Raw genomic sequence first — 22,512 nt, 5'->3', positions numbered from 1 at the left:
TTACTTAGCCGACCAGCAGGCCACGGTCGGTCCCCTGGTCAGCCAGTCGATCGGCGAGCATGGTGTGGGTGGTCCGCACCCGGATCAACTCGGCCGGGTCGAGAGTGGCCACGGCCACCGCCTCGCCCTCGTCCGCGGCCCGGTCCAGCGGCCGGCCCTCCGGGTCGTAGATCGCCGCGCCGCCGTTGAATCGCCATGGTGGGAGCCCACCGACAATGTTGGCGAAGACGACGTACATACCGTTGTCGAGGGCTCGGGCCGGATAGTAGACGTCTCGGCGGTGGGCCGAGCCGGTCAGATATCCGCTCGGGCACAGATAGCCGTGTGCGCCGTCATCGGCCGCGGCCCGCCCGTGTTCCGGGAAGCAGGCGTCGTAACAGATGCCCAGCCCCAGCCGCCAGTCGTCGACCACCAGGGTCGCCCCACGACTGCCCGGGGTGAACAGCTCGATCTCGTCCGGCCCGCAGAGGTGCTGCTTGTCGTACCCCACGGTCGCGTCGCCGGCCCGGTCGACCACAAGGGACGAACAGGTACGGCGCCCGTCCGGGTGACGTACCGCCGCCCCGACGACCAGCACCGCCGAACCGGCCCGGGTGGCCTCGCGCAGCGGGTCCAGCCGAGCGTCGTCGACCCGTCGATCGTCGGACGCGGCCAGGTCGGTGCCGGCGGGGTCGGCGCGCAGCGCCGGCGGGTGGTAGGCGGGAAGGAACAACTCCGGGAGTACGACCACGGTCGCACCAGCGTCGGTGGCCCGTCGGACGAGCCGGGCGGCCGTGGCGATGTTGGTGGTCAGGTCACCGGGGACCGGTTCGGCCTGTCCAGCGGCAACGGTCAGCGGGCCCGCCGGAGCCGGGATATCGAGGGGAGGCATTGCCGGATCCTAGCGGAGTGGCCAGGCCAAGCCGTACGTACGGTTTGCATCACCGCTGGTCACCTGGAACGATCAGATCATGCCCAGGGTAAGTCAGGACCAGCTCGACGCGCGCCGCCAGGAGATCCTCGCTGCGGCCCGGGCCTGTTTCGCCCGGCACGGCTACGAGGGTGCCACCGTACGCCGGCTGGAGGAAGCCACCGGGCTCTCCCGGGGTGCCATCTTCCACCACTTCCGGGACAAGGACTCGCTCTTCCTGGCGGTGGCCGAGGACGACGCGGTGACGATGGTCGAGACGGTGGCCCGCAACGGTCTGGTCCAGGTAATGCGGGACCTGCTGGTCCGGGCGGCCGCCCCGGACACCGCCGGCTGGCTCGGCAGCCAACTTGAGGTGTCCCGGCGACTACGCACCGACCCGACGTTCGCCGACCGCTGGGCCCAACGCTCCGCCGCCATCGCGGAAGCCACCCGGGACCGGCTCACCCGACAGCGGGACGCCGGGGTGCTCCGCGAGGACGTACCCATCGAGGTGCTCGCCCAGTTCCTGGAGTTGGCCTACGACGGCCTGGTGCTGCACCTGGCCATGGGCCGCCCGGCCGGTGACCTGAACCAGGTGCTCGACCTGGTGGAGGAGGCGGTACGCCGCCCCGACGGTGGGCCGAGCGACCGCTGATCTACGGGATGGTCAGGTTGGCGACGGTGTCCCACAATGGGCGCCATGACGATCAGCCTCGCCGCGGCAGGTGACACCTGGGGCATCTCCGGGCCGGTCTTCCTGCTGGTCTACTTCATCGCCGCCGACCTGTTGGTCTTCGCCACCCTGGCACACCGGTTCTTCCTCTTCGCCGGCCCCCGTGGTTTCCGGGACATGGACCTGCATCCACAGCAGGTCGCCTACCTCAACGGCGGCGCCCGGCTCGCCGTCGACGCCGCGTTGGGCGGGCTACGCACCGCCGGAGCACTCCAAGCGCGCAGCCGTCAGCTCGTCGCCCGCGGATCGCTGCCCGCCGGTGCCACCCAGCTGGACCAGGCCATCTACAACGCCACCGGCCAGGGGATCCCTCGCGCTCGCCTACGAACCCACCGGTGGGTGGTCACGGCGATCGACCAACTACGGCGGCAACTTGAGGTCGCCGGCCTCGTACCGACCACCGCACAACGGCGTACGGCAAGGCTGATCCCGCTAATTCTGGTCGGCCTCGTCGGGCTGGGCGTGGTCCGGCTCATCGCCGGGCTCAGCGGCGACAAGCCGGTGGGCTTCCTCATCGCCCTACTCGTCATCGTCACAGTGGTCACCGTCGTACTGCTGGTCAAGGTGCCCCGGCAGACCCGGGCGGCCAAGTTCATGCTGCGTGACCTGCGGATTCGCAATGTCCACCTCTCCCCCGGCAGCTCTCCCGCCTACTCGTCCTACGGCCCGATCAACGCGACGCTGGCGGTCGGGCTCTTCGGCGGAGCCGTGCTGTGGAACATCGACCCCAAGTTCGCCGCCGAAGCGGACGTCCAGCGCAATGCCATCGTCAACGGTGGCAGCAGCGGAGGCAGTGGTGGTGGCGGTAGCGACGGGGGTGGCGGCTGCGGCGGTGGCGGCGGTGGAGGTGGCGGCTGCGGCGGTGGCGGTGGGTGCGGCGGATGAGCCTGCCCGACCTCGGGGTGGGCATCGGCTGGCGGCCTGACATCGCCGGAATCGTCGCCGACCTACCCGGGCTACGGTTTGTCGAGGTGGTCGCCGAGTCGATCACCGACGCCACGTCGCCACCGGCTATGTTGACCGCGCTACGTGAACGCGGTGTCACTGTCATACCGCACGGGGTGCGGCTCTCCCTCGGTGGCGCGGAACCGGTCGAACCAGCCCGGGTCGCCCACCTCGCCCGGGTCGCCGAATCACTAGCCGCGCCGCTGGTCAGCGAGCACATCGCGTTCGTCCGAGCCGGCGGGGTCGAGGCCGGTCACCTGCTGCCGCTGCCCCGGACCCGGGAGGCGGTGGACGCGATGGTGGCCAACGTACGCCGGGCCCAGGCCGAGCTGCCGGTGCCGATCGCGCTCGAACCAATCGCGGCCATCTTCGACTGGCCCGACGACGAACTGGACGAGGCAACCTTCATCACCGAAATCCTCGACCGGACCGACGCCTGGCTGCTGCTGGACATCGCCAACGTCTACGCGAACGCCCACAATCGGGGCACCGATCCGATCACGCTGCTCGACCGGCTGCCGTTGGAACGGATCGCCTACACGCACGTAGCCGGTGGGTCCGAACACGACGGTATCTACCACGACACGCACACCGACCCGGTTCCGGCGCCGGTGCTCGGCCTCATCGGCGAACTGTGCGCCCGGCACCGCCCCCCGGCGCTGCTGCTGGAACGCGACGGCCGCTACCCACCAGCGGAGCTGCTGCGCCGCGAGCTCGACGCGATCAGTGCCGCCTCCGGTTACCCGGTGATCACGTGACCGGACCGGCCGACGCTTCTCGCCCCGGCCTCGCCGCCCGACAGGCGGAACTGGTCGCGACGCTGGTCTCCGGCGCGGCGGTGCCGCCCGGCTTCGACCCTCGGCTCATCGGCGTGGCCCGGGATGCGTTGCTACGCAAGCGCGCCGGTGACGTCGCCCGATACTGGCCACTGCTGGCGGCCGGGCTCGCCGACCAATGGCGGCCCACCTTCGACCGGTGGGCCGCCACCCGCCCGACGCAGGGGTCGCTGCGGGATGGCTGGGACCTGGCCCGCACCCTGGCAGCCGAGGGGCCGCTACCCGTACCGGCCGCCGAGGAGTTGGCCATCCGCGAGGCGGGTTGGCGCTACGACGGCCACACCGCACCACGCCCGCGCCGACTGCCGGCCGTACGCCGTGTCGCCGACGCCGTGGTGGTGCAGTTCGCCGGCCGGATCCGAATCGTGCGCGGGTGGCAAGGCGGTTAGCGACCGCCCGGCCGATACGGCAGGATCGACGGCATGGATCTCGGATTGACCGATCGGGTGTACGTGTTGACCGGAGCCTCCCGGGGCCTCGGTTACGCCACCGCCGAGTGCCTGGTGGCCGACGGTGCCCGGGTGGTGCTCTCCGCCCGCGACGGCGATCGGGTGGCAGCGGCGGTCGAGCGACTCGGTGGCCCACAGCAGGCGGTCGGGGTGACCGCCGACCTGGCCGACCCGGAGACTCCGGGACGACTGATCGCGGCGGCACACGAACACTTCGGCCGGCTGGACGGGGCACTCGTCTCGGTGGGCGGTCCGCCGCCGGGCAGCGCCGCCACGGCCACCGACGCGCAGTGGCGCGACTCGTTCGAGACGGTCTTCCTCGGCACGATCCGCACCGCCCGTACGATCGCCGCAGAACTCTCCGACGGGGGCGCTATCGGTCTGGTGCTGTCCACATCGGTGCGTAGCCCGATCGCCGGTCTCGGCATCTCCAACGGTCTACGCCCCGGCCTGGCCGGGGCGGCCAAGGACATGGCCGACGAGTACGGCCCTCGGGGCGTACGAATCTTCGGGCTGCTGCCGGGGCGGATCATGACCGACCGCAACCGGGAACTCTTCGCCGCTACTGGCGATCCGGCCCGGGCAGAGGCCGAGGTGGCGGCGGCCATCCCGTTGGGCCGGATGGGGCAGCCCGCCGAGTTCGGCCGGGTCGCCACCTTCGCCCTCTCCCCCGCCGCTGGTTACCTGACCGGAGTGACCATTCCGGTCGACGGCGGCGCGCTGCGCGGCCTGTGAGAGCAGGCTCAGGGTCGGTCGTAGTCGCGTAGCGGCACGGTAATCATCGGGTCCGGCCCGACGGCGTCGACGTGCGGTGCGGGCGAGTCGGCCACCGCGAACTGCGTCCGGTAGAGCTCGGCGTAGAGGCCGTTACGGGCGACCAGTTCCTCGTGCCGACCGCGCTCCACGATCCGGCCTCGGTCGAGTACCAGGATCTGGTCCGCCTCCCGGACGGTGGACAGCCGGTGCGCGATGACCAGGGCGGTACGACCGTTCAGGGCCACCGCCAGCGCCCGCTGCACGGCCGCCTCCGACTCGGAGTCGAGGTGCGCGGTCGCCTCGTCGAGGATGACGATCGACGGGGCCTTGAGCAGCAGTCGGGCGATCGCGATGCGCTGCTTCTCCCCGCCGGAGAACCGGTAGCCGCGCTCGCCGACCATGGTGTCGAGCCCGTCGGGCAATTCCCGGACCAACTCCTCGACCTGCGCGCCGCGCAGCGCGGTCCACAATTCCTCGTCGGTGGCGTCGGGCTTGGCGTACCGAAGGTTCTCGGCGATGGTCTCGTGGAACAGGTGCGAGTCCTGGGTCACCACACCGATCTCGTCGCGGAGCGACTCCAGGGTCGCGTCGCGGACGTCGACGCCGCCGACGCGTACCTCACCCTCGGTCACGTCGTAGACCCGGGAGACCAGCATCGAGGTGGTCGACTTGCCGGCACCGGAGGGCCCGACCAGGGCGACCATCTGCCCCGGCTCGATGGTGAACGAGACGCCCCGCAACACCGGGTCGGTGATCGTACGGTCGAGGGTCGCCACATCTTCCAGTGAGGCGAGCGACACCTCGTCGGCGGTGGGATAGCGGAACTGGACGTCGCGGAACTCCAGCCGGCCAGCCCCGCGTGGGATGGCCACCGCGTCGGGCTTCTCGGCGATGGTCGGTTTCAGGTCGAGCACCTCGAAGACCCGGTCGAAGCTGACCAGCGCGCTCATCACGTCCACCCGGACGTTGGAGAGCGCGGTCAGCGGGCCGTAGAGCCGGGTGAGCAGAAGGGCGAGCGTGACCACGGTGCCGGCGCTGACCTTGTCGTTGACCGCGAGCCAGCCGCCGAGGCCATAGGTGAGCGCCTGGGCCAATGACGCCACCAGCAGCATCGCCACAAAGAAGGTGCGCGAGTACATCGCCGACTGGATGCCGATGTCCCGGACCCGTTCGGCCCGCTGGGCAAAGCGCCGGGCCTCGACGTCGGGGCGACCGAAGAGCTTGACCAGTAGTGCGCCGGCCACCCCGAACCGTTCGGTCATGGTGGCGTTCATCTTGGCGTCGAGGTCGTACGACTCCTTGGTGATCTCCGCAAGCCGGCGGCCGACCCGGCGGGCCGGAATGATGAAGATCGGCAGCAGTACCAGCGACAGCGCGGTGATCTGCCACGACAGGGTGAACATCACGGCGGCGGTGAGCACCAGCTGGATGATGTTGCTGACCACGCCGGAGAGCGTGGAGGTGAAGGCGCGCTGCGCCCCCATCACGTCGTTGTTGAGGCGGCTGACCAGTGCCCCGGTCTGGGTACGGGAGAAGAACTGCAACGGCATGCGCTGTACGTGGTCGTAGACCCGGGTGCGCAGGTCGAGGATGATCCCCTCCCCGATCCGGGCCGAGTACCACCGCTGGGCCAGGGAGAGCAGGGCGTCGACGATGGCCAGCCCGGCGATGAACAGCGCCAGCCGTACGACGATGGTGCCGGCTTGTGAGCCGCCCCGGCTGATGGTGTTGATGACGTCACCGGCGAGGACCGGGGTGGCGACCCCGATACCGGCCGCGAGGATCACCGTGATCAGGAAGACGGCGATGTCTCGCCGATAGGGCTGGGCAAACGCGACGATGCGCCGACTCGTGCCCCGGGTCAACCGGTGCGCCGTGACCTCGTCGTGACTACGCATCGAACGCAGCATGTGCCAGCCGCCCATGCCGCCACCGCCGCCGCCCATCGGGTGGGACACCCGTCACCTCCGTGTTGTCGCTGTCGCCAGTGCGGGCTCTGGTTCCAGCCCCCGCACCTCGTCGGGTCAGTCTCCCCGACGACTACGACAACCCCGGTGGTAACCGGTTTCTTCCCAGTCGGTCCTTACTAATCCGATCATCCGAGCATCGCCGGACAGGGCGGTCATTCCCCGACACCGGCCAGATCACGCAGCCGTCGGGTCTGCGCCTCCCGCTCCGCCCGCTGCTGCTCGGCCGGCGATCGGCCAGTAGCCCCGGCCAGCAGCGCCTTGATCTCGACGACCGCGTCCCGGTTGCTGGCCAGGATCGCCGAGGTCAGGTCGCTGACCGCCCCGGACAGCTCGGCACCGGGTACGACCACCGTCGCCAGCCCCAGCCGGTCCGCCTCGCTGGCGTCCAGGCGTCGGCCGGTCACGCAGATCTCCAGCGCCCGGGCATAGCCGACCAGGTCGACCAGTCGCCCCGTCCCGGCCAGGTCAGGCACCAGGCCCAGGGTCACCTCGGCCATCGAGAACTTCGCGTCGTCGGCCAGCACCCGCAGGTCACAGGCGAGCGCCAATTGGAAACCCGCGCCAATCGCATGCCCCTGCACCGCCGCGACCGAGATGATGTCCGGTCGGTGCAGCCAGGTGAACGCGGTCTGGAACTCGGCGATACGGTCCGCGCACTGTTCGGGCGGCAGGGTGACCAACTCGGCGAACGAGTCGCCCCCCGCGCCCTGGGCGACCGACAGGTCTAGGCCCGCGGAAAAGGCCCGACCTTCGCCCCGCACCACGACGACCCGCACGGCACCGGGAAGGTCGCGGGAAAACTGCCGCAGTGCCCGCCACATTGCGGGCGTCTGCGCATTGAGCACGTCGGGCCGGCACAACGTAACGGTCGCTACCGGCCCTTCGCATTCCAGCCGCACTCCGACGTCTTCGGTCACTGAGCGATCCTACGACGAGCGGAAGCGGACCAGTTAGTTGAGCGGGGTCACGCCTTCTTGCGACGGCGAGCGCCGCCGCGCTGGCGCAGCTGTACGCCGGATTCGGTGAGCACCCGGTGGATGAACCCGTAGGAACGGCCCGTCGAGGCCGCCAGGGCGCGGATGCTCTCGCCAGAGGTGTACCGCTTGACCAGGTCCTTCGCGAGCGTCTGACGCTCGGCTCCGACGATCCGGCGACCCTTCTCAGTGCTGGTGGCTGTGCCAGTGGCTGCCATGTTGATTCCTCACGTCCCAGACTGTGCGGTTCGATACGGTCCCACCTATTAGACCGCCTCGAACGATCATGCGCTAGATATCAACTCTTCGCCAACCGACACGCACAGCTGTGTCAGTTTCCCGATAGTGTGATTACGCCAATGGTGAAGAAATGCGGCCCACCGGGAATCCGTACCGAAAGATTTTCGGTGAGCCGCCGGCCGACATCCGACGCCGGGAACGAACGGCCCGGTCAGGCCAACTCGACGAGCTCCAGCAAATCGTCGCTCCACGCGTCCTCATCACCATCGGGCAACAGGATTGCCCGGTCCGGCTTGAGTGCCAACACCGCGCCCGGGTCGTGGGTAACCAGGACGATGGCCCCGGGATAGCGGGCGATCGCGTCGAGCACCTGCTCCCGGCTGACCGGGTCGAGGTTGTTGGTGGGCTCGTCGAGCAGCAGCACATTGGCCCCCGAGCAGACCAGGGTGGCCAGCGCCAGCCGGGTCTTCTCCCCACCGGAGAGCACCCCGGCTGGCTTGTCCACGTCGTCACCGGAAAAGAGGAACGCGCCGAGGATCTTGCGTAGATCGGTGTCGGACTGCTCGAACGCCGCGCTTCGCATGTGATCGAGCACGCTGCGGTCGACGTCGAGCGTCTCGTGCTCCTGGGCGTAGTAGCCCAGCCGCAGCCCGTGGCCGGGGCGTACCTCACCGGTGTCCGACTCCAGCAGGCCGCCGAGCATGCGCAGCAGGGTGGTCTTACCGGCACCGTTGAGGCCGAGGATCGCGACGCGGGAGCCACGGTCGACCGCCACGTTGACGTCGGTGAAAATCTCCAGCGAGCCGTACGACTTGGAGAGGCCGGTGGCGGTCAGCGGCGTCTTACCGCAGGGCGCGGGGTTGGGGAAACGCACCTTCGCCACCCGGTCGGAAACCCGCACCTCTTCCAGCCCGCTGATCAGCTTCTCGGCCCGGCGGGCCATGTTCTGTGCGGCGACGGTCTTGGTCGCCTTGGCCCGCATCTTGTCCGCCTGGGCCATCAGCGCGCCGGCCTTCTTCTCGGCGTTGGCCCGTTCCCGCCGGCGCCGCCGCTCGTCGGTCTCCCGCTGCTCCAGGTACGCCTTCCAGCCGAGGTTGTAGAGGTCCACCTCAGAGCGGGTGGCGTCAAGGAACCAGACCTTGTTGACTACCGACTCCAACAGCGCGCCGTCGTGGCTGATCACGATCAGGCCGCCCTTGTGGTTGGCGAGGAAGCTGCGCAGCCAGGCGATCGAGTCGGCGTCGAGGTGGTTGGTCGGCTCGTCGAGCAACAGGATGCCGCCGCCGTTCTCGCCAGCGTCGCGGAACAGGATGCGGGCCAGCTCGATACGGCGGCGCTGACCGCCGGAGAGGGTGCCGATGGTCTGGGCGAGCGCCCGGTCCGGCAACCCGAGGTTGGCGCAGATCCGGGCGGCCTCGGCCTCGGCGGCGTACCCACCGAGGGCGGCGAACTGATCTTCGAGCGCCCCGTAGCGGCGGACCAGCTTGTCGTCGGAGCTCTCCGCGAGCTGTTCCTCGATCTTCTTCATCTCGGCCATCAGCACGTCGAGGCCGCGTGCGGAGAGCACCCGATCGCGGCCGGTGACGTCGAGGTCGCCGGTGCGTGGATCCTGCGGCAGATAGCCCACCGCACCTCGGCGGTCGATCTGACCGGCGTAGGGCTGCCCTTCACCGGCCAGCACCTTCAGGGTGGTGGTCTTGCCCGCACCGTTGCGCCCGACCAGTCCGATCCGGTCGCCCGGCTGGACTCGCAGGGTGGTGTCGGACAGCAGGATCCGGGCTCCGGCGCGCAGTTCCAGGCCGGTGGCAGTGATCATCTCAGGGGACTCGCTTCCGGGTTCGAAGGCTGGCTCAGGGCACACGGAAGTGCCGACGGGAAATCTCTGCCGTCGGCACGGGGCGGTTCAGCCTTCGCAAAGCAGCACGCGGCAAGTGTACCCGCCGGCCTCGGATCGCCTCACGGGATTCCCAACCAAGATCATCGGGTACGGAACAGGACGTCCGGACCCGGTCCGGCCAGACGGTCAACGACGGATCGACCAACGATCGGGGTGGCGATGGAACTCAACGAGAACGCGCGGATCGATACCGACCAGATCGACGACCAGCGCGGCTCCGGTGGTGGTGGCCTGGGTGGGTCGGGCATCCCGATCCCGATCCCGGGTGGCGGCGGGGGCAAGGGCGGACTGATCGGCGTCGTCGTCGCGGTCCTGTTCGCCCTGGTCGGCGGTGGCTTCGGGCTCAACGCAGTGACCGGCGGCTCCGAGTCGGGCGACAACACCGCGCTGGAGCAGAAGTGCGACGCCAGCGACGCGTTGCAGCAACTCGACTGCCGCAACACCCTCTACGTCAACTCGATCCAGGCCTGGTGGCAGACCGCCCTGCCGCAGCACTTTGGCCGCCCGTACCAGCCAACCACCACAGTGCTGTTCAACCAGACCGTACGCAGCGGCTGCGGGGTGGCCGACTACGGCGTCGGCCCCTTCTACTGCCCCACCGACAGCAGGGTCTACATCGACCTGAACTTCTATCAGACCCTCGCCCAGCAGCTCGGTGCCGGCGGCGAGTTCGCCCAGCCGTACGTGCTCGCCCACGAGTACGGCCACCACGTGCAGAACCTGCTCGGCACCAATGAGCAGGTCCGCCGCCAGCAGCAGCGCAACCCGGCCAGCGCCAACCAACTGTCGGTGCTACTCGAGCTACAGGCCGACTGCTATGCCGGCGCGTGGGCCCGCAACGCCACCGGTACGGCGGACGAGACCGGCCAGAAGATCTTCAAGAGCATCAGCCAACAGGACATCCAGCAGGGGCTGGATACGGCGGCGGCGATCGGTGACGACGCCATCCAGCAGCGCTCCGGCGGCCGAATCGACGAGTCACAGTTCACCCACGGGACGTCCGCACAGCGCCAGGAATGGTTCGGCCGAGGCCACAGCACCGGCGACCCGAAGTCCTGTGACACCTTTGGCGGCACCAGCTGACTCGGCGGGGTGGCAAAATGCCCGCCCATGCGAAACAAGCCCATCGGTATGTACGAGAGTGAACTGATCGCGGCACTGAGCGAGGGCTGGCACCTCGATCTGAGTTCACTGGAGTACCTGCCGGTGGGCTTCGGCAGTTACCACTGGTCGGCGAGTGACCGGGGCGGAGCGATGTGGTTCGTCAAAGTCGACGACCTTGGGTTCAATGCCGCGGATCGCGAGGACGAGTTCAACCGACTCCGACGTTCGTTCGATACCGCATTGGCCCTACACCGCGATGCCGGGCTCGACTTTGTTCTCGCTCCGGTCGCAGCCGGAACCGGCGCGACGTTGTGGCGGCTCTCGTCGCAGTACGCCCTGTCGGTCTTTCCGATGATCTACGGAACGGTCGGCGAGTTCGGCCCGCACCGGAGCGAAGACCTGGGCGAGATGGCCGAACTTCTGGCCCGGTTACATCGGGCCACACCGGCAGTCGCACACCTTGCTCCGCGCGCCGACCTGCTGCTGCCCGGCCGGGACCGGCTGAACGTGGCGTTTGCCGAACTCGACCAGCCATGGAGCGGTGGCCCGTACGCCGAGGCGGCCCGCGCGGTACTGGCCCGGCACGCGGGGCGGGTCCGATCCTGGCTCACCGATTTCGACCGGCTCGTCGGCGAGGTGCGCGCGAACACCTCCGACTGGGTACTCACCCATGGTGAGCCGCATCCGGGCAACGTCATCCGTACTGCGGCGGGAATGCGGATGATCGACTGGACAACCGCGCAGATCGCCCCGCCGGAGCGGGATCTGTGGATGCTCACCACGGCCTTCAGCAGCATGCTTGGCGGGGAAGCATCCGGCACCGACGATGAGGTGCTCGCCCGCTATACCCGTATCGGCGGCCGCACCGCCACACCGACCGGCATCGCCCTCTATCGACGCTGGTGGCCGCTCGCCGATATCACCGATTTCCTCGACTACCTGCGCCGGCCACACGACGACGGTGAGGACGCGTCCGCCGCGCTCACCTACCTCACCCTCAACCTCGAGTCCGCGCCCGACTGAAGCCGTTCTGCCCACAGGTCACCTGAGGCTCGTCCCGGTCATCTGACGGCTCGGCCGGCTCCCTGCCGCTGCACCATGACGGCACTACGGTGAGAAGATCCGTAACCCGCCGAGAAGGAGTCGAGATGTCGAAGCCGCCGCTGCCCGACGAGGTCGTCACCCTGCTACGCAAGGCGAACCCCGCCGTCATCACCACGCTGCGCCCAGACGGCCAACCGGTCTCCACGGCGACCTGGTACCTCTGGGACGACGGCCGGATCCTGGTCAACATGGACGCGGGCCGGCGGCGGCTCGGTCACCTACGCGCCGATCCGCGAACCACGCTCACGGTGCTGGACGAGGACAGCTGGTACACCCACGTAAGCCTCATCGGCCGGGTCGTCGAGTTCCGTGCCGACACCGAGCTGACCGACATCGACCGCCTCGCCCGCCACTACACCGGCAACCCGTACCCACGCCGCGACCGGGACCGGTTCAGTGCGCTGATCGAGATCGACCGCTGGCACGGCTGGGGCGCACACAAGGACAACGACCAGGCCTGATCGGCGTCAGTCCCCCGTCCGCCCCGGCTACCTGCCGAAGATGGCTGACCAGCAGCTGGCGACACCTTTGCCATTAGACGAATACGTCTATAGGCTGCCGCGGTGCCCATGGCCGCATTACGGAACAGTCTCGTACTGCCACTACTCGGACTGCTGGTCGAGCAACCGACGCATGCCTACGAACTCGCCGCACGCCTGCGCCGGCGGTACGAGCAACTGCCGGCTACCCGCAGCACGGTGACGTCCCTACTACAGGCGCTGGAGAGATCCGGCCTGGTCGCCGCTCACCTGCCCGCGAGGGTCGGCAACCGGCCCCCGCGCACGGTCTACGAACTGACCGAGGCGGGCATAGCGGACTTTCGGCGGAAGGTCGCGGCGGGGCTGTGCGAGGGCCAGGTCGCCTCAGCGGACTTCATCATGGCCGTCGCGTACGCCGCAATCCTCCCCGCCGACCACGCCGCGTCCCTGCTGGACGCCCGCGCGGACCGACTCGACCGAGAACTGGCCGCTCCCCATTCAGAAGCCGAGGGCGTACCCGAGGTACACATGCTCGAAGTGTCCTACTGGCACGCCGTCGTCGCGGCCGAAGCGACATGGATCAGGACCCTGACCCGCCGAATCCGGTCGCATGACATCGACTGGTCCGGCCGGCAGGCCGACGAATCCGAAAGGGCGGACGCATGAAGTTCGGTATCTATCCCGGCGGACGAGCTGGCACGGTCTGCTCGTATCCGCCCGATCCCGTAGCGATCGGCAACCTCGTCGACGACCTCGCCAGCGGCCTTCCCTTCGTCGTGCGCGAATACGTGCACTTCTTCGGCAAGGCGCCACCGCCGGACGTCGTCACCTCGCTCGGAGCTCACCACGACCTCGCTCACCTCACCATGCCCGACCAGTGGTACGTCTCGGGTGGTCGTGAACTGGACCTGGTGGTCAGCTACCTCCCACAAGGTCTCCGACGTACCCGGATGGCTGGGCGGCGACGACGAGTTCTGGCACCGCCTCTCCGCCGTGCCGCGACAGGACTTCGCCGACCACGTCGACTACGTCGGCCTGGGCCTGTACCCTGACGCCTTCTCGCCGGTCGCCCCGCGCGGTACGCCAGGAGATGTCGCGTCCCTGACCGCGCACGCCCTACAGCACCTGCGGACGAGCTCGCTGGCCCGCGCTGGAATTCCGGCCACCGTCCCAATCCACATCGTGGAGAACGGCACCCCAAGCGGTACTCCCCGCACCGAGCAGACTCAGTGCGATTCCCTGTCCGACATGCTCGACGCCATCCTGGCCTGCCAAAGGTCCCTGAACATCACCCAGTACGAACTGTTCAGCCTGCGGGACGCGGACAGCAACTCCACCGAGCCCACCGGAAGCCTGGGAATCGTCACGGACACCTACCAACCCAAGCCCGCCTTCGCCGTCTACCGAGACGTCGTCCGCAAGACGGCTCGACTGTCCCCCACCGCGAACCCCTGAGGGGCTCTGGATATGGCCGGTGACGCCGGGGGATCAGTTCGGCAACTCGTGGCCGGGTTCCCGTACCAGGATGTGCACCGCCCGGGCAGCGGCGATCGCCTCGACCAGGACAGCATGCCGGGGCTCGGGGACATCGAGTAGGCGTTCGGCACGCAGCGCGGCGAGCGGGGCGAGACGTCGGTCGGCCAAGATCGTGTCGATGGCCCGCCGATCCCCGCCGGCCACCAGGGCGGTGAGGCTGCCCACCTCGGGTAGCAGCAGCCGGAGGGCCAACTCCCCCGCGTCGGCCATCGCCGCCTTGGCCTGGTTGTCCCGGCGGCGGGCGAACCGCTGCTGGGACCAGCCACCCGCGGCGGTACGCCCCTGCACGTAGGCGCGGTCCACCTTGGAACTCACCAGCTCGGTGCCGTCGGCGACGCCGACCGCCACGGCACCCTTGCGAGCCAGCAGCAGCCCGATCCGTCGCGACCGCCCCGCCTCCACGACGAAGTCGGCGAGATTCGCCGTAGCAGCCGCCCCCGGCGGAGGGTGCAGTTCGGCGAGCGCGCCGTCCGGCGCGGCCAGCTGGACGCCGTACGCCTCGATGGTGGTCTCCGGGGTGCCGTGCCGGGCGGTGAACCCGTCGATCCAGCGGGCGAGGCGGGCCGGGGCCACCTCGACCCACCGGCCGCCCCCGGCGGCGGGTCGGCTACGCATGCCCCGACGGTACGGCACCGGTCGGGACACCCGACGTCACCGGGGCAGCAGCATGCCGATCGCCAGCACCACGATCAGGACGCTGGAGCCAAGGGCCGTCGCCAGCCGACCTCGGGGCCCGGTCAGCACCCGCCCGACCAGCGAACCACCGCCCGCCAGCAGGAGTTGCCAGCTCGCCGACGCGACGAAGGCGGCGGCGGTGAAGGCCACCGACTCGGCCGGTCCCAGCCCGTTGGCGGCCTGCCGGCCGAGCACCAGGGCCGCGAAGTAGACGATCGTCATCGGGTTGAGCACGGTCAACGCCAGCAACGTGCCGAACGCCCGTACCGGCGTGGCCAGTCCCCCATCGTTCCGGGCATTCTGGGCCGTCGGGGCACGGTGCCGCCGGAACGCGGTCAGCGCGGTGTGTCCGGCCAAACCGACCAGGATCACCGCGGCGATCCACCGCAGCGGATCGGCGATCGGCTGGATCAGGTCGGCGAGGGCAGCGCCACCGAGGACCGCGATGGCCGCGTAGAGCCCGTCGGCTGTGGCGACACCCAACGCGGCGGCGGCACCGATCCGCAGGGAGGTACGCGCGGTCAACCCGATGATGAGAACCGCGATGGCCCCGACCGGTACGGCGACGCCATATCCGGCGAGCAACCCGGCCAGCAGCGCATCGGTCATGATCGAAGGATGGGAGTCGACGCCGTTGGTCGACCGGCCTGCTGTCGCCCGGCAACGGTGGCCGGGACAACCAGGACGGCGGACTGCGACATCGACTCGATCACGCGCTCATCTTCATAGGGTGCCGCGCGATCGGCAAACAGATTTCCGGCCCCAGCGCGGTTACTCCGGCACCCGTCCGGCCTCGGCGACGGAATGGACCCGGCCCAGGAAGTCTCGAACCAGCGGGACTATCTCGCCGAGGTTGGTCTCCAGTGCCCAATGGCCGCCATCGAGCAGGTGCAGTTCAGCGGCGGGCAGGTCACGTAGGTAGGCGCGGGCCGCCCCTTCCGGCATGTAGCCGTCGTGCGGTCCCCACACGATCAGCGCGGGCGGCTGGTACGTACGCAGATATTCCTGGATCCGGGGAAACTGGGCGAAGGTGTTGGCCTGGTCCTCGAAGATGCCGACCAGGATCTCGGGTCGCGGTGGGGTACGCAACTGTGCCCAGGACAACGTCCACAGATCCGGGCTGACCCGCTCGATCAGCCGCTCCGGCAACTCGCCGACGAACTCGTCCCGAAACCCCTCCTCGCTGACGTTGGCGGCCAACTCCGCGCGTCCCTCGGCAGTGGGATTCGCCCAGTAGCGGTGCAGCGCCGCGTACTTCGGCCCGAACTGGTCCTCGTAGATGTCCCCGTTCTGCACGATCAGTGCGGCGACCCGCTCGGGTGCTGCCATGGCCAGCCGGAAGCCGTGCTGTGAGCCGTAGTCGTGCAGGTAGATGGCGTATCGACGCAGCCCCAGGACGTCGACGAAGCGGCCGAGGAACGCGCCATAGCCGGCGAAGGTGTAGTCGAAGTCCGCCGGGTCGGGCGTGGCACTGTAGCCGAAACCAGGCAGGTCGGGTGCCACCAGCCGCCAGCGGTCGCCGAGTGCGGCCATCAGATGCCGGTACTGGAACGACGAGCAGGGATAGCCGTGCGGCAGGAGCACAACCGGAGCATCCTCAGAGCCGGCCTCCCGATAGAAGATCTCGACGCCGCCCACCTCGACCCGTCGGTGTCTCACCGGTACCGCCGGCATCACGGTTCCCTTCTCGCGCACCCGTACCCTGGCAGACGATTGCCCGGTCGCCGACCGGTTATGCCCAGCCGGCTCCGGGATGCCACCGCTAAGAGCAGAACTCGCGCCACACGGCCGCACCGGCCGGGTCCCGGAGCCGGTAATCGCCGGTGGACCACGAGTGGTCGAACCAGAGGTTCCACAGCGAGCCGTTCGCCGACAGATAGGCGTTCATCGCGCGTACCCAGTCGGCACGGCCCGTACCGTCGTCGCCGGCCGCGATATGGCTGCCCAGCTCAGCGACCCCGAACGGCAGATTCACCGACGCGTTGGCCTGCACCACCGGGTCGAGCAGGGTGGCCGGCGAAAGGTACTGCCCCTTCGCCGCGCTGCTGTCGTAGTTGTAGACGTCCCAGGCCAGTACGTCGAGCACACCCTCGCCCGGGTAGTAGTCCCGCCAGTTGCGGCCGGAGGCCGGAACGAGGGTCCACTGCATCAGCACCTGGGTGGCGTACAGGCGGGGGTTGCCGGCAGCGTCGGCCAGCTGGGTGAGGTGCTGCCACGCGGCGCGGTACTCGGCGGCGGTGAACTCACCGTCGCGAATGTTGTCCTCCGGCTCGTGGTAGTAGATCCAGTAGATGTCCCGGTCCCGGGGTGCGTTGGCAAACCACTGCCGCATGTGCGCGTCGTGCACTCCGGAAGCATGGTCGCGGGCGTTGCCCTTGAAGGAGACCACCAACGGGCGGGTGCCGACCTCGAGTGGTCCGGGCCAGGCGGGCGGCAGGCCGCCGTGGAAGAACCGGACCGCGTCCAGCCCGTTGAACAGGGCATCCTCCCGGGCCAGTGCCTGAGTCCAGGTCTCGCCGTTCTCCCGGGCGAAGGACGCTCCGCACAGCGTCTCCCGGATCGGGGCGTACTCCAGCACGACCGTCGGTACGCCGGTGCCGTACTCCCGGGAGTGGAAGACGGCGGCGGACTGGGCGGTCGGGTTCGTCACCGCGAACGACACCGGGCCGGGCACCGCCGCCGACGTGACATCGAAGAAGACACCTTCCGTCCCCTGCGCCGGGACCGCTGCGGTCGCCAACACCGAACCGGTCGCGGGACGATCCGCGTAGGTGACGTCCTCGGACCAGGTCGAGTCGGCCACCGCCCGCAGCTCCACCATGGACGGCTGCTGGGTCAGTTTCTGGAACGTCAACTCCAACCGGGCGCTGGCGACGCGTTCTCCGGTCGGTGGATCCGGCAGCGTGAAGCGCAGGTAGATCTGGGAGTGCCAGGGCGTCGACCAGTTGGAGGCGGCAAGTTTGGTGGCCGACCCGTACGAGGTACCGGGAGCCTCCTGTACGACGTACGTGTCGGCGCTCGCAGGTACTCGCGCCAACGCCGACGCCGACGTGGTGCCGGCCGGCGCGGTCGGCGGGCCATCCGATGTCGCCAGTGCCGCCGCCGGAGTGCCGGTGAGCACCATCAGGCCGACGGTGGCGGTGGTAAGCAACGCCAGGTAGCGCGGTCGCGGGATCGGCGGCGGATCGAGTGGAGTCATGGCTTCCCCTAGCCTCGGAAACCATCCGATCGTTCCGCACAGGCGCATATTCCGCGCACATTTCCGCTGGAGTCGGAACGGTACGTCCCGGCCCCAGCGGCACAGCGGCGGCGATCAGCGACCAGCCGGCAGCGAACAGCGACCGGCGGAAGGCTCAGACGTTGAAGCCGACGGAGGACTCAGACGTTGAAGCCGAGCGCCCGGAGCTGCTCGCGACCCTCGTCAGTGATCTTGTCGGGACCCCACGGCGGCAGCCACACCCAGTTGATCCGGATGTCGTCGACCAGCCCACCACCGGGGCCGGTGGTCAACGCCTGCCGTGCCTGGTCCTCGATGACGTCGGTCAGCGGGCAGGCCGCCGAGGTGAGCGTCATGTCCAGGGTGGCCACGTTGTCGTCGCCGACGTGCACCCCGTACACCAGACCCAGGTCGACCACGTTGATGCCCAACTCCGGGTCGACGACGTCCTTCATCGCCTCTTCGACGTCGGCGACGGCGGCCTTGGTGGCAACCGCCCCGGTGCCCGGCTCCGCCGGGGTCGTCGACTCCGGCGCCGCCGTGGGCTCCGTCGCACCGACGGTCTCTTCGAAACTCATCATGCCTTCACCTCCGGGCTCACGCCCACCCCGGCGCGTGCCGCAGCGTCCTTGAACGCCATCCACGGCAGCAGCGCACACTTGACCCGGGCCGGATAACGGGCGACACCGGCGAACGCCACCCCGTCGCCCAGCAGATCCTCGTCCGGGGTCACCTGACCCCGGCCGGAGAGCAACTCGACGAACGCCTCGTGCACCGTGAACGCCTCGTCCGAGCGGCGGCCGGTCAGCAGTTCGTACAGCACGCTCGCCGACGCCTGGCTGATCGAACAGCCCGCACCGTCGTACGAGATGTCGGCCAACGTGTCGGCGTCCGCCACGACCCGTACGGTCACCTCGTCACCGCAGGTCGGATTGACGTGATGCGCCTCGGCCACCCGATAGTCGGCCCCGGTCGGCTCGCGCAGTCCGCGCCCGTGCGGGTGCTTGTAGTGGTCCAGGATGATCTCCTGGTAGAGCTGGTCGATCTGCATCAGCCGAACACCTTCCGCGCCTGCTCCAGGCCGCGCACCAGCGCGTCGATCTCACCCGTGGTGGTGTACAGGTAGAACGAGGCGCGGGTCGTGGCCGGTACGCCGTACCGGACGCAGACCGGTCGGGCACAGTGATGGCCGACCCGCACCTGCACCCCCACCGAATCGAGGATCTGCCCCACGTCGTGCGGGTGCACGCTGTCCAGGGCGAACGAGATCGTGCCGCCCCGGCCGACCGGCACCACCGGGCCGAAGATCCGCAGCCCGGGTACGGTGGCGAGCGCGTCCAGCGCGTACGCGGTGATCTCCTTCTCGTGCCACTGGATGGCCCGCATGCCGATCGCGGAGAGGTAGTCGACGGCGGCACCGAGCCCGACCGCCTCGGCGATCGGCGGGGTGCCCGCCTCGAACCGGGCCGGCGGCGGGGCGAAGGTCGAGCCCTGCAACGTCACGGTCTCGATCATCGAGCCGCCACCGAGCACCGGCGGCATCGCCGCGAGCAGCTCGGCCCGACCCCAGAGCACCCCGATGCCGGTCGGGCCGCACATCTTGTGCCCGGTGAAGGCGATGAAGTCGGCGTCCAGGTCCACCACGTCGATCGGCTGGTGCGGCACCGACTGCGAGCAGTCGAGCAGCAGCAACGCCCCCACCTGGCGGACCCGCTCGGTGATCCGGGCGGTGGCGTTGACCGTACCGATGATGTTGGACATGTGCACCAGCGAGACGAGCTTCGTCCGCTCGTTGACCAGCTCGTCGAGGTTCGACTCGTCCAACCGGCCGCCCTCGGTGATGCCGAACCAGCGCAGGGTCGCGCCGGTGCGCTGGCAGAGCAACTGCCAGGGCACGATGTTGGAGTGGTGCTCCATCTCGGAGATCACCACCTCGTCGCCCGGCCCGAGCCGGAACCGCGGGTCGGCGGCCGGGTCGAGGGAGGCGTTGGAGAAGGCGTACGCCACCAGGTTGATCGCCTCGGTGGAGTTCTTGGTGAACACCACCTCGTCGGCCCCGGGCGCGTTGATGAAGGCGGCCACCTTCGCCCGCGCTCCCTCGTACGCCTCGGTCGCCTCGGTGCCCACGGTGTGCACCGAGCGGGAGACGTTGCCGTTGTGCCGCTCGTAGTGTTCCCGGATGGCGTCGAGCACCTGCCGGGGCTTCTGCGAGGTGTTGGCACTGTCCAGGTAGACCATCGGATGCCCGTTGATCTCCCGGCCCAGGATCGGGAAGTCGGCGCGCAGCTTCTCCACGTCCAGGCGGGGTACGTCCTCGTACTGCGGCATCCCGCGCGGGATCGAGATGGTGGTCATCTCCGGCAGCACACCCTTTCCTCAGGTTCCTCGGGCCTCGGCCTGGTCAGGCCTTGGCCGCACCGGCTCCGCTGACGTACCGCTCGTAGCCCTCGGCCTCCAGCTTGTCGGCCAGCTCCGGGCCACCCTGCTCGACGATCCGGCCGGCCACGAAGACGTGTACGAAGTCCGGCTTGATGTAGCGCAGGATCCGGGTGTAGTGGGTGATCAGCAGCAGGCCGGTCTGCCCGGTCTCGCCGACCCGGTTGACCCCCTCGCTGACCACTCGCAGGGCGTCGACGTCCAGGCCGGAGTCGGTCTCGTCGAGGATGGCGATCTTCGGCTTGAGCAGTTCGAGCTGCACGATCTCGTGCCGCTTCTTCTCCCCGCCGGAGAAGCCCTCGTTGACGTTGCGCTGGGCGAACGCCGGGTCCATCTGCAGCCGCTCCATCGCGCCGCGCAGCTCGCCGGCCCAGGTGCGCAGCTTCGGCGCCGCACCGTCGATGGCGGCCTTGGCGGTACGCAGGAAGTTGGCCACGGACACGCCGGGCACCTCGACCGGGTACTGCATGGCCAGGAAGAGGCCGGCGCGGGCCCGCTCATCCACGGACATGGCCAGCACGTCCTCGCCGTCGAGGGTCACCGAACCACCGGTGATCTCGTACTTCGGGTGGCCGGCGATCGAGTAGGCCAGGGTCGACTTGCCTGAGCCGTTGGGGCCCATGATGGCGTGGGTCTCCCCCGCCCGGACGGTCAGGTCGACCCCGGCGAGGATCGGCTTCAGCTCACCGTCGGGCAGCTTGACCGACACCTGCAGGTCACGGATCTCCAGAACGCTCACGGGGTAACTCCATTGCTTGGCGTAAGGCTGAGGTAGATGTCGCCGTCGCGGATCTCGACGGGATATACGGGTACGGGTTCGGTGGCGGGCAGTCCGGTCGGCTCACCGGTACGCAGGTCGAAGCGGGAGCCGTGTAGCCAGCACTCCAGGGTGCAGCCGTCCACCTCCCCCTCGGAGAGGGCGACGGCGGCGTGCGAACACTCGTCGTAGATGGCGTAGACGTTGCCGTCCTCGGCGTGTACGACGGCGATCTGGGTGCCCTCGACGTCGGCGCTGATCACGGTGCCCTTGGGCACGTCCTCGACCGAGCAGATCCGGATCGGCTCGGTCATGGCGCCACCTCGCTGCGCTCGCTCATGGCACCGCCCATCATCAGGCGCCGGCCTTGCTCAGCCGGGCCTCGATGGTCTCGCCGAGCCGGTCGCGCAGCGCCTCGACCGGGATCTTGTTGATCAGTTCGGCGAAGAAGCCCCGGACCACCAGCTTGCGGGCCTCGGTCTCCGGGATGCCCCGGGCCATCAGGTAGAACAGCTGCTCGTCGTCGAACCGACCGGTCGCGCTGGCGTGGCCGGCCCCGGCCACCTCGCCGGTCTCGATCTCCAGGTTGGGTACGGAGTCCGCCCGCGCGCCATCGCTCAGCAGCAGGTTGCGGTTGATCTCGTAGGTGTCGGTGCCGGTCGCGGCGGCCCGGATCAGCACGTCACCCACCCAGACGGTGTGCGCGCTGTCGCCCTGCAGGGCCCCCCGGTAGCCGACGTAGCTGCGGCAGTCCGGGACGGTGTGGTCGACCAGCTGCCGGTGCTCCAGGTGCTGACCGGCGTCGGCGAAATAGAGGCCGTACAGCTCGGCCTCGCCACCCCGACCGGTGTAGTCGACGCTGGTGAACTGGCGGACCAGGTCGCCGCCGAGGGTGACCTGGACGTGCGTGACCTTGGCGTCGCGCCCGAGGCGGATCCGCAGGTGCTGGGCTTGGACCGCGTCCGAGGCCCAGTCCGCGACGGTGACCAGGGTCAGCTTCGCGCCCTCGGCCACCTCGACCTCGACGTTGTCGGCGAGGGTGACCGAACCGGTCTGCTCCAGCACCACGGTCACCTCGGCGAACCGGCCCACCTCGACGAAGGTGTGCCCGAACGATGCCCCCTCGGCCCCGAGCCCGACCGCCCGGATCGCCACCGGTTCGGCCGGCCGGGTCTCCGGCGCGACCGCGAGGACGACCGCCTCGCTGGTCTCACCGTGGGCCAGCGCGCTGATCCGGTCGAACGGGGTCAGCACGCTGCCGATCCGCGCGTCGCCCTCGTGCGCACCGCCGAAGGTGACGCCCTCGGGCAGCGCGTCGAACTCGTAGCGCAGCTTGCCGGCGGTCGCGGTGAACTTGCCGTCGGCCAGGCCGCGCAGCCGCTTCAGCGGGGTGAAACGCCAGTCCTCCTCCAGGCCGGTGAGGGCTGGGAAGTCGGCGACGTCGTACGAGCGCAGCACCTCTGACTTGGTCGTGGGCGGCGCGAAAGCCTGCGTAGTCATCTCATCCTTGCGTTC

25 protein-coding genes are annotated in these 22,512 nt (G+C 69.4%); 10 read left to right on the top strand and 15 right to left on the bottom strand.

The window, feature by feature from the left end; genetic code table 11:
• Window positions 1-4: 4 nt before the first annotated feature.
• Window positions 5-871: a carbon-nitrogen hydrolase family protein gene (locus ACWDV4_RS26360; protein ID WP_449983884.1), complete on the bottom strand. Its 867-nt coding sequence runs from the start codon at window positions 869-871 to the stop codon at window positions 5-7.
• Between the two features lie 79 nt (window positions 872-950).
• Between ACWDV4_RS26360 and ACWDV4_RS26355 the strand changes: the two genes are divergently transcribed.
• From ACWDV4_RS26355 to ACWDV4_RS26335, 5 genes are read left to right on the top strand one after another with little or no spacing between them, the layout of a single operon-like run.
• Window positions 951-1,544, top strand: a complete 594-nt coding sequence (locus tag ACWDV4_RS26355) for a TetR/AcrR family transcriptional regulator (protein WP_449983880.1) — start codon at window positions 951-953, stop codon at window positions 1,542-1,544.
• A gap of 45 nt (window positions 1,545-1,589) precedes the next feature.
• Window positions 1,590-2,507 (top strand): TIGR04222 domain-containing membrane protein, encoded by a 918-nt coding sequence (locus tag ACWDV4_RS26350; protein ID WP_449983877.1) that lies wholly within the window; start codon window positions 1,590-1,592, stop codon window positions 2,505-2,507.
• Window positions 2,504-3,325 carry a DUF692 domain-containing protein gene (locus tag ACWDV4_RS26345; protein WP_449983874.1) on the top strand — a complete coding sequence of 274 codons (822 nt, stop codon included), beginning with the start codon at window positions 2,504-2,506 and terminating at the stop codon, window positions 3,323-3,325. Before ACWDV4_RS26350 ends, ACWDV4_RS26345 begins: the two co-directional genes overlap by 4 nt.
• Window positions 3,322-3,792 (top strand): hypothetical protein, encoded by a 471-nt coding sequence (locus ACWDV4_RS26340; RefSeq protein WP_449983872.1) that lies wholly within the window; start codon window positions 3,322-3,324, stop codon window positions 3,790-3,792. The genes ACWDV4_RS26345 and ACWDV4_RS26340 overlap by 4 nt, the downstream gene beginning before the upstream one ends.
• A 33-nt stretch (window positions 3,793-3,825) precedes the next feature.
• Entirely contained in the window at window positions 3,826-4,587 is a 762-nt protein-coding gene (locus ACWDV4_RS26335) for an SDR family oxidoreductase (RefSeq protein WP_449983870.1), read from the top strand.
• Between the two features lie 8 nt (window positions 4,588-4,595).
• Here the strand turns inward: ACWDV4_RS26335 and ACWDV4_RS26330 are convergent, their stop codons facing one another.
• The 4 genes from ACWDV4_RS26330 to ACWDV4_RS26315 form a co-directional block, all read right to left on the bottom strand.
• The gene (locus ACWDV4_RS26330; RefSeq protein WP_449983926.1) at window positions 4,596-6,554 is read right to left on the bottom strand and encodes an ABC transporter ATP-binding protein; all 1,959 of its coding nucleotides are present in this window, start codon (window positions 6,552-6,554) and stop codon (window positions 4,596-4,598) included.
• Window positions 6,555-6,730: 176 nt separating this feature from the next.
• Complete coding sequence (locus ACWDV4_RS26325) at window positions 6,731-7,495, bottom strand: enoyl-CoA hydratase/isomerase family protein (RefSeq protein WP_449983869.1); 765 nt, start codon at window positions 7,493-7,495, stop codon at window positions 6,731-6,733.
• Between the two features lie 47 nt (window positions 7,496-7,542).
• Window positions 7,543-7,770: a helix-turn-helix domain-containing protein gene (locus tag ACWDV4_RS26320; RefSeq protein ID WP_007462679.1), complete on the bottom strand. Its 228-nt coding sequence runs from the start codon at window positions 7,768-7,770 to the stop codon at window positions 7,543-7,545.
• A 233-nt stretch (window positions 7,771-8,003) separates the two neighbouring features.
• Window positions 8,004-9,608, bottom strand: coding sequence for an ABC-F family ATP-binding cassette domain-containing protein (locus ACWDV4_RS26315; protein WP_449983867.1), 1,605 nt, complete (start codon window positions 9,606-9,608; stop codon window positions 8,004-8,006).
• A gap of 240 nt (window positions 9,609-9,848) precedes the next feature.
• Between ACWDV4_RS26315 and ypfJ the strand changes: the two genes are divergently transcribed.
• From ypfJ to ACWDV4_RS26290, 5 genes are all read left to right on the top strand, one after another.
• On the top strand, window positions 9,849-10,772 hold the full coding sequence (ypfJ, locus tag ACWDV4_RS26310) for a KPN_02809 family neutral zinc metallopeptidase (protein WP_449983865.1): 924 nt from the start codon (window positions 9,849-9,851) through the stop codon (window positions 10,770-10,772).
• A 123-nt stretch (window positions 10,773-10,895) separates the two neighbouring features.
• Window positions 10,896-11,816, top strand: a complete 921-nt coding sequence (locus ACWDV4_RS26305; RefSeq protein WP_449983923.1) for a phosphotransferase — start codon at window positions 10,896-10,898, stop codon at window positions 11,814-11,816.
• Between the two features lie 125 nt (window positions 11,817-11,941).
• Window positions 11,942-12,358, top strand: a complete 417-nt coding sequence (locus ACWDV4_RS26300; RefSeq protein ID WP_449983863.1) for a PPOX class F420-dependent oxidoreductase — start codon at window positions 11,942-11,944, stop codon at window positions 12,356-12,358.
• 108 nt (window positions 12,359-12,466) lie between these two features.
• Window positions 12,467-13,042, top strand: coding sequence for a PadR family transcriptional regulator (locus tag ACWDV4_RS26295; RefSeq protein WP_449983861.1), 576 nt, complete (start codon window positions 12,467-12,469; stop codon window positions 13,040-13,042).
• Window positions 13,043-13,273: 231 nt separating this feature from the next.
• A complete protein-coding gene (locus ACWDV4_RS26290; protein WP_449983859.1) occupies window positions 13,274-13,831 on the top strand; it encodes a hypothetical protein in 558 nt (185 codons plus the stop codon).
• Window positions 13,832-13,864: 33 nt separating this feature from the next.
• Here the strand turns inward: ACWDV4_RS26290 and ACWDV4_RS26285 are convergent, their stop codons facing one another.
• From ACWDV4_RS26285 to sufD, 10 genes are all read right to left on the bottom strand, one after another.
• Window positions 13,865-14,527: an acVLRF1 family peptidyl-tRNA hydrolase gene (locus ACWDV4_RS26285; protein WP_449983856.1), complete on the bottom strand. Its 663-nt coding sequence runs from the start codon at window positions 14,525-14,527 to the stop codon at window positions 13,865-13,867.
• Window positions 14,528-14,563: 36 nt separating this feature from the next.
• Window positions 14,564-15,196 carry a LysE family transporter gene (locus tag ACWDV4_RS26280; RefSeq protein ID WP_449983852.1) on the bottom strand — a complete coding sequence of 211 codons (633 nt, stop codon included), beginning with the start codon at window positions 15,194-15,196 and terminating at the stop codon, window positions 14,564-14,566.
• 162 nt (window positions 15,197-15,358) lie between these two features.
• Entirely contained in the window at window positions 15,359-16,282 is a 924-nt protein-coding gene (locus ACWDV4_RS26275) for an alpha/beta fold hydrolase (RefSeq protein ID WP_449983849.1), read from the bottom strand.
• Between the two features lie 67 nt (window positions 16,283-16,349).
• The gene (locus ACWDV4_RS26270; protein ID WP_449983846.1) at window positions 16,350-17,786 is read right to left on the bottom strand and encodes a CBM96 family carbohydrate-binding protein; all 1,437 of its coding nucleotides are present in this window, start codon (window positions 17,784-17,786) and stop codon (window positions 16,350-16,352) included.
• A gap of 179 nt (window positions 17,787-17,965) precedes the next feature.
• Window positions 17,966-18,382: a metal-sulfur cluster assembly factor gene (locus tag ACWDV4_RS26265; RefSeq protein ID WP_449983921.1), complete on the bottom strand. Its 417-nt coding sequence runs from the start codon at window positions 18,380-18,382 to the stop codon at window positions 17,966-17,968.
• Entirely contained in the window at window positions 18,382-18,855 is a 474-nt protein-coding gene (sufU, locus tag ACWDV4_RS26260; RefSeq protein WP_449983843.1) for a Fe-S cluster assembly sulfur transfer protein SufU, read from the bottom strand. Before sufU ends, ACWDV4_RS26265 begins: the two co-directional genes overlap by 1 nt.
• Window positions 18,855-20,159 (bottom strand): cysteine desulfurase, encoded by a 1,305-nt coding sequence (locus tag ACWDV4_RS26255; RefSeq protein WP_449983840.1) that lies wholly within the window; start codon window positions 20,157-20,159, stop codon window positions 18,855-18,857. The genes sufU and ACWDV4_RS26255 overlap by 1 nt, the downstream gene beginning before the upstream one ends.
• A gap of 46 nt (window positions 20,160-20,205) precedes the next feature.
• Window positions 20,206-20,979, bottom strand: coding sequence for a Fe-S cluster assembly ATPase SufC (sufC, locus tag ACWDV4_RS26250; RefSeq protein ID WP_449983837.1), 774 nt, complete (start codon window positions 20,977-20,979; stop codon window positions 20,206-20,208).
• Window positions 20,976-21,311, bottom strand: coding sequence for a non-heme iron oxygenase ferredoxin subunit (locus ACWDV4_RS26245; RefSeq protein ID WP_449983834.1), 336 nt, complete (start codon window positions 21,309-21,311; stop codon window positions 20,976-20,978). Before ACWDV4_RS26245 ends, sufC begins: the two co-directional genes overlap by 4 nt.
• A 40-nt stretch (window positions 21,312-21,351) precedes the next feature.
• Window positions 21,352-22,497, bottom strand: coding sequence for a Fe-S cluster assembly protein SufD (gene sufD, locus ACWDV4_RS26240; protein ID WP_449983831.1), 1,146 nt, complete (start codon window positions 22,495-22,497; stop codon window positions 21,352-21,354).
• Window positions 22,498-22,512: the final 15 nt, after the last annotated feature.

The sequence above is a fragment of the Micromonospora sp. NPDC003197 genome (assembly GCF_053590565.1).
Note: the sequence above shows the minus strand (reverse complement) of the source record. Positions and strands in the feature narration are given on the sequence as shown.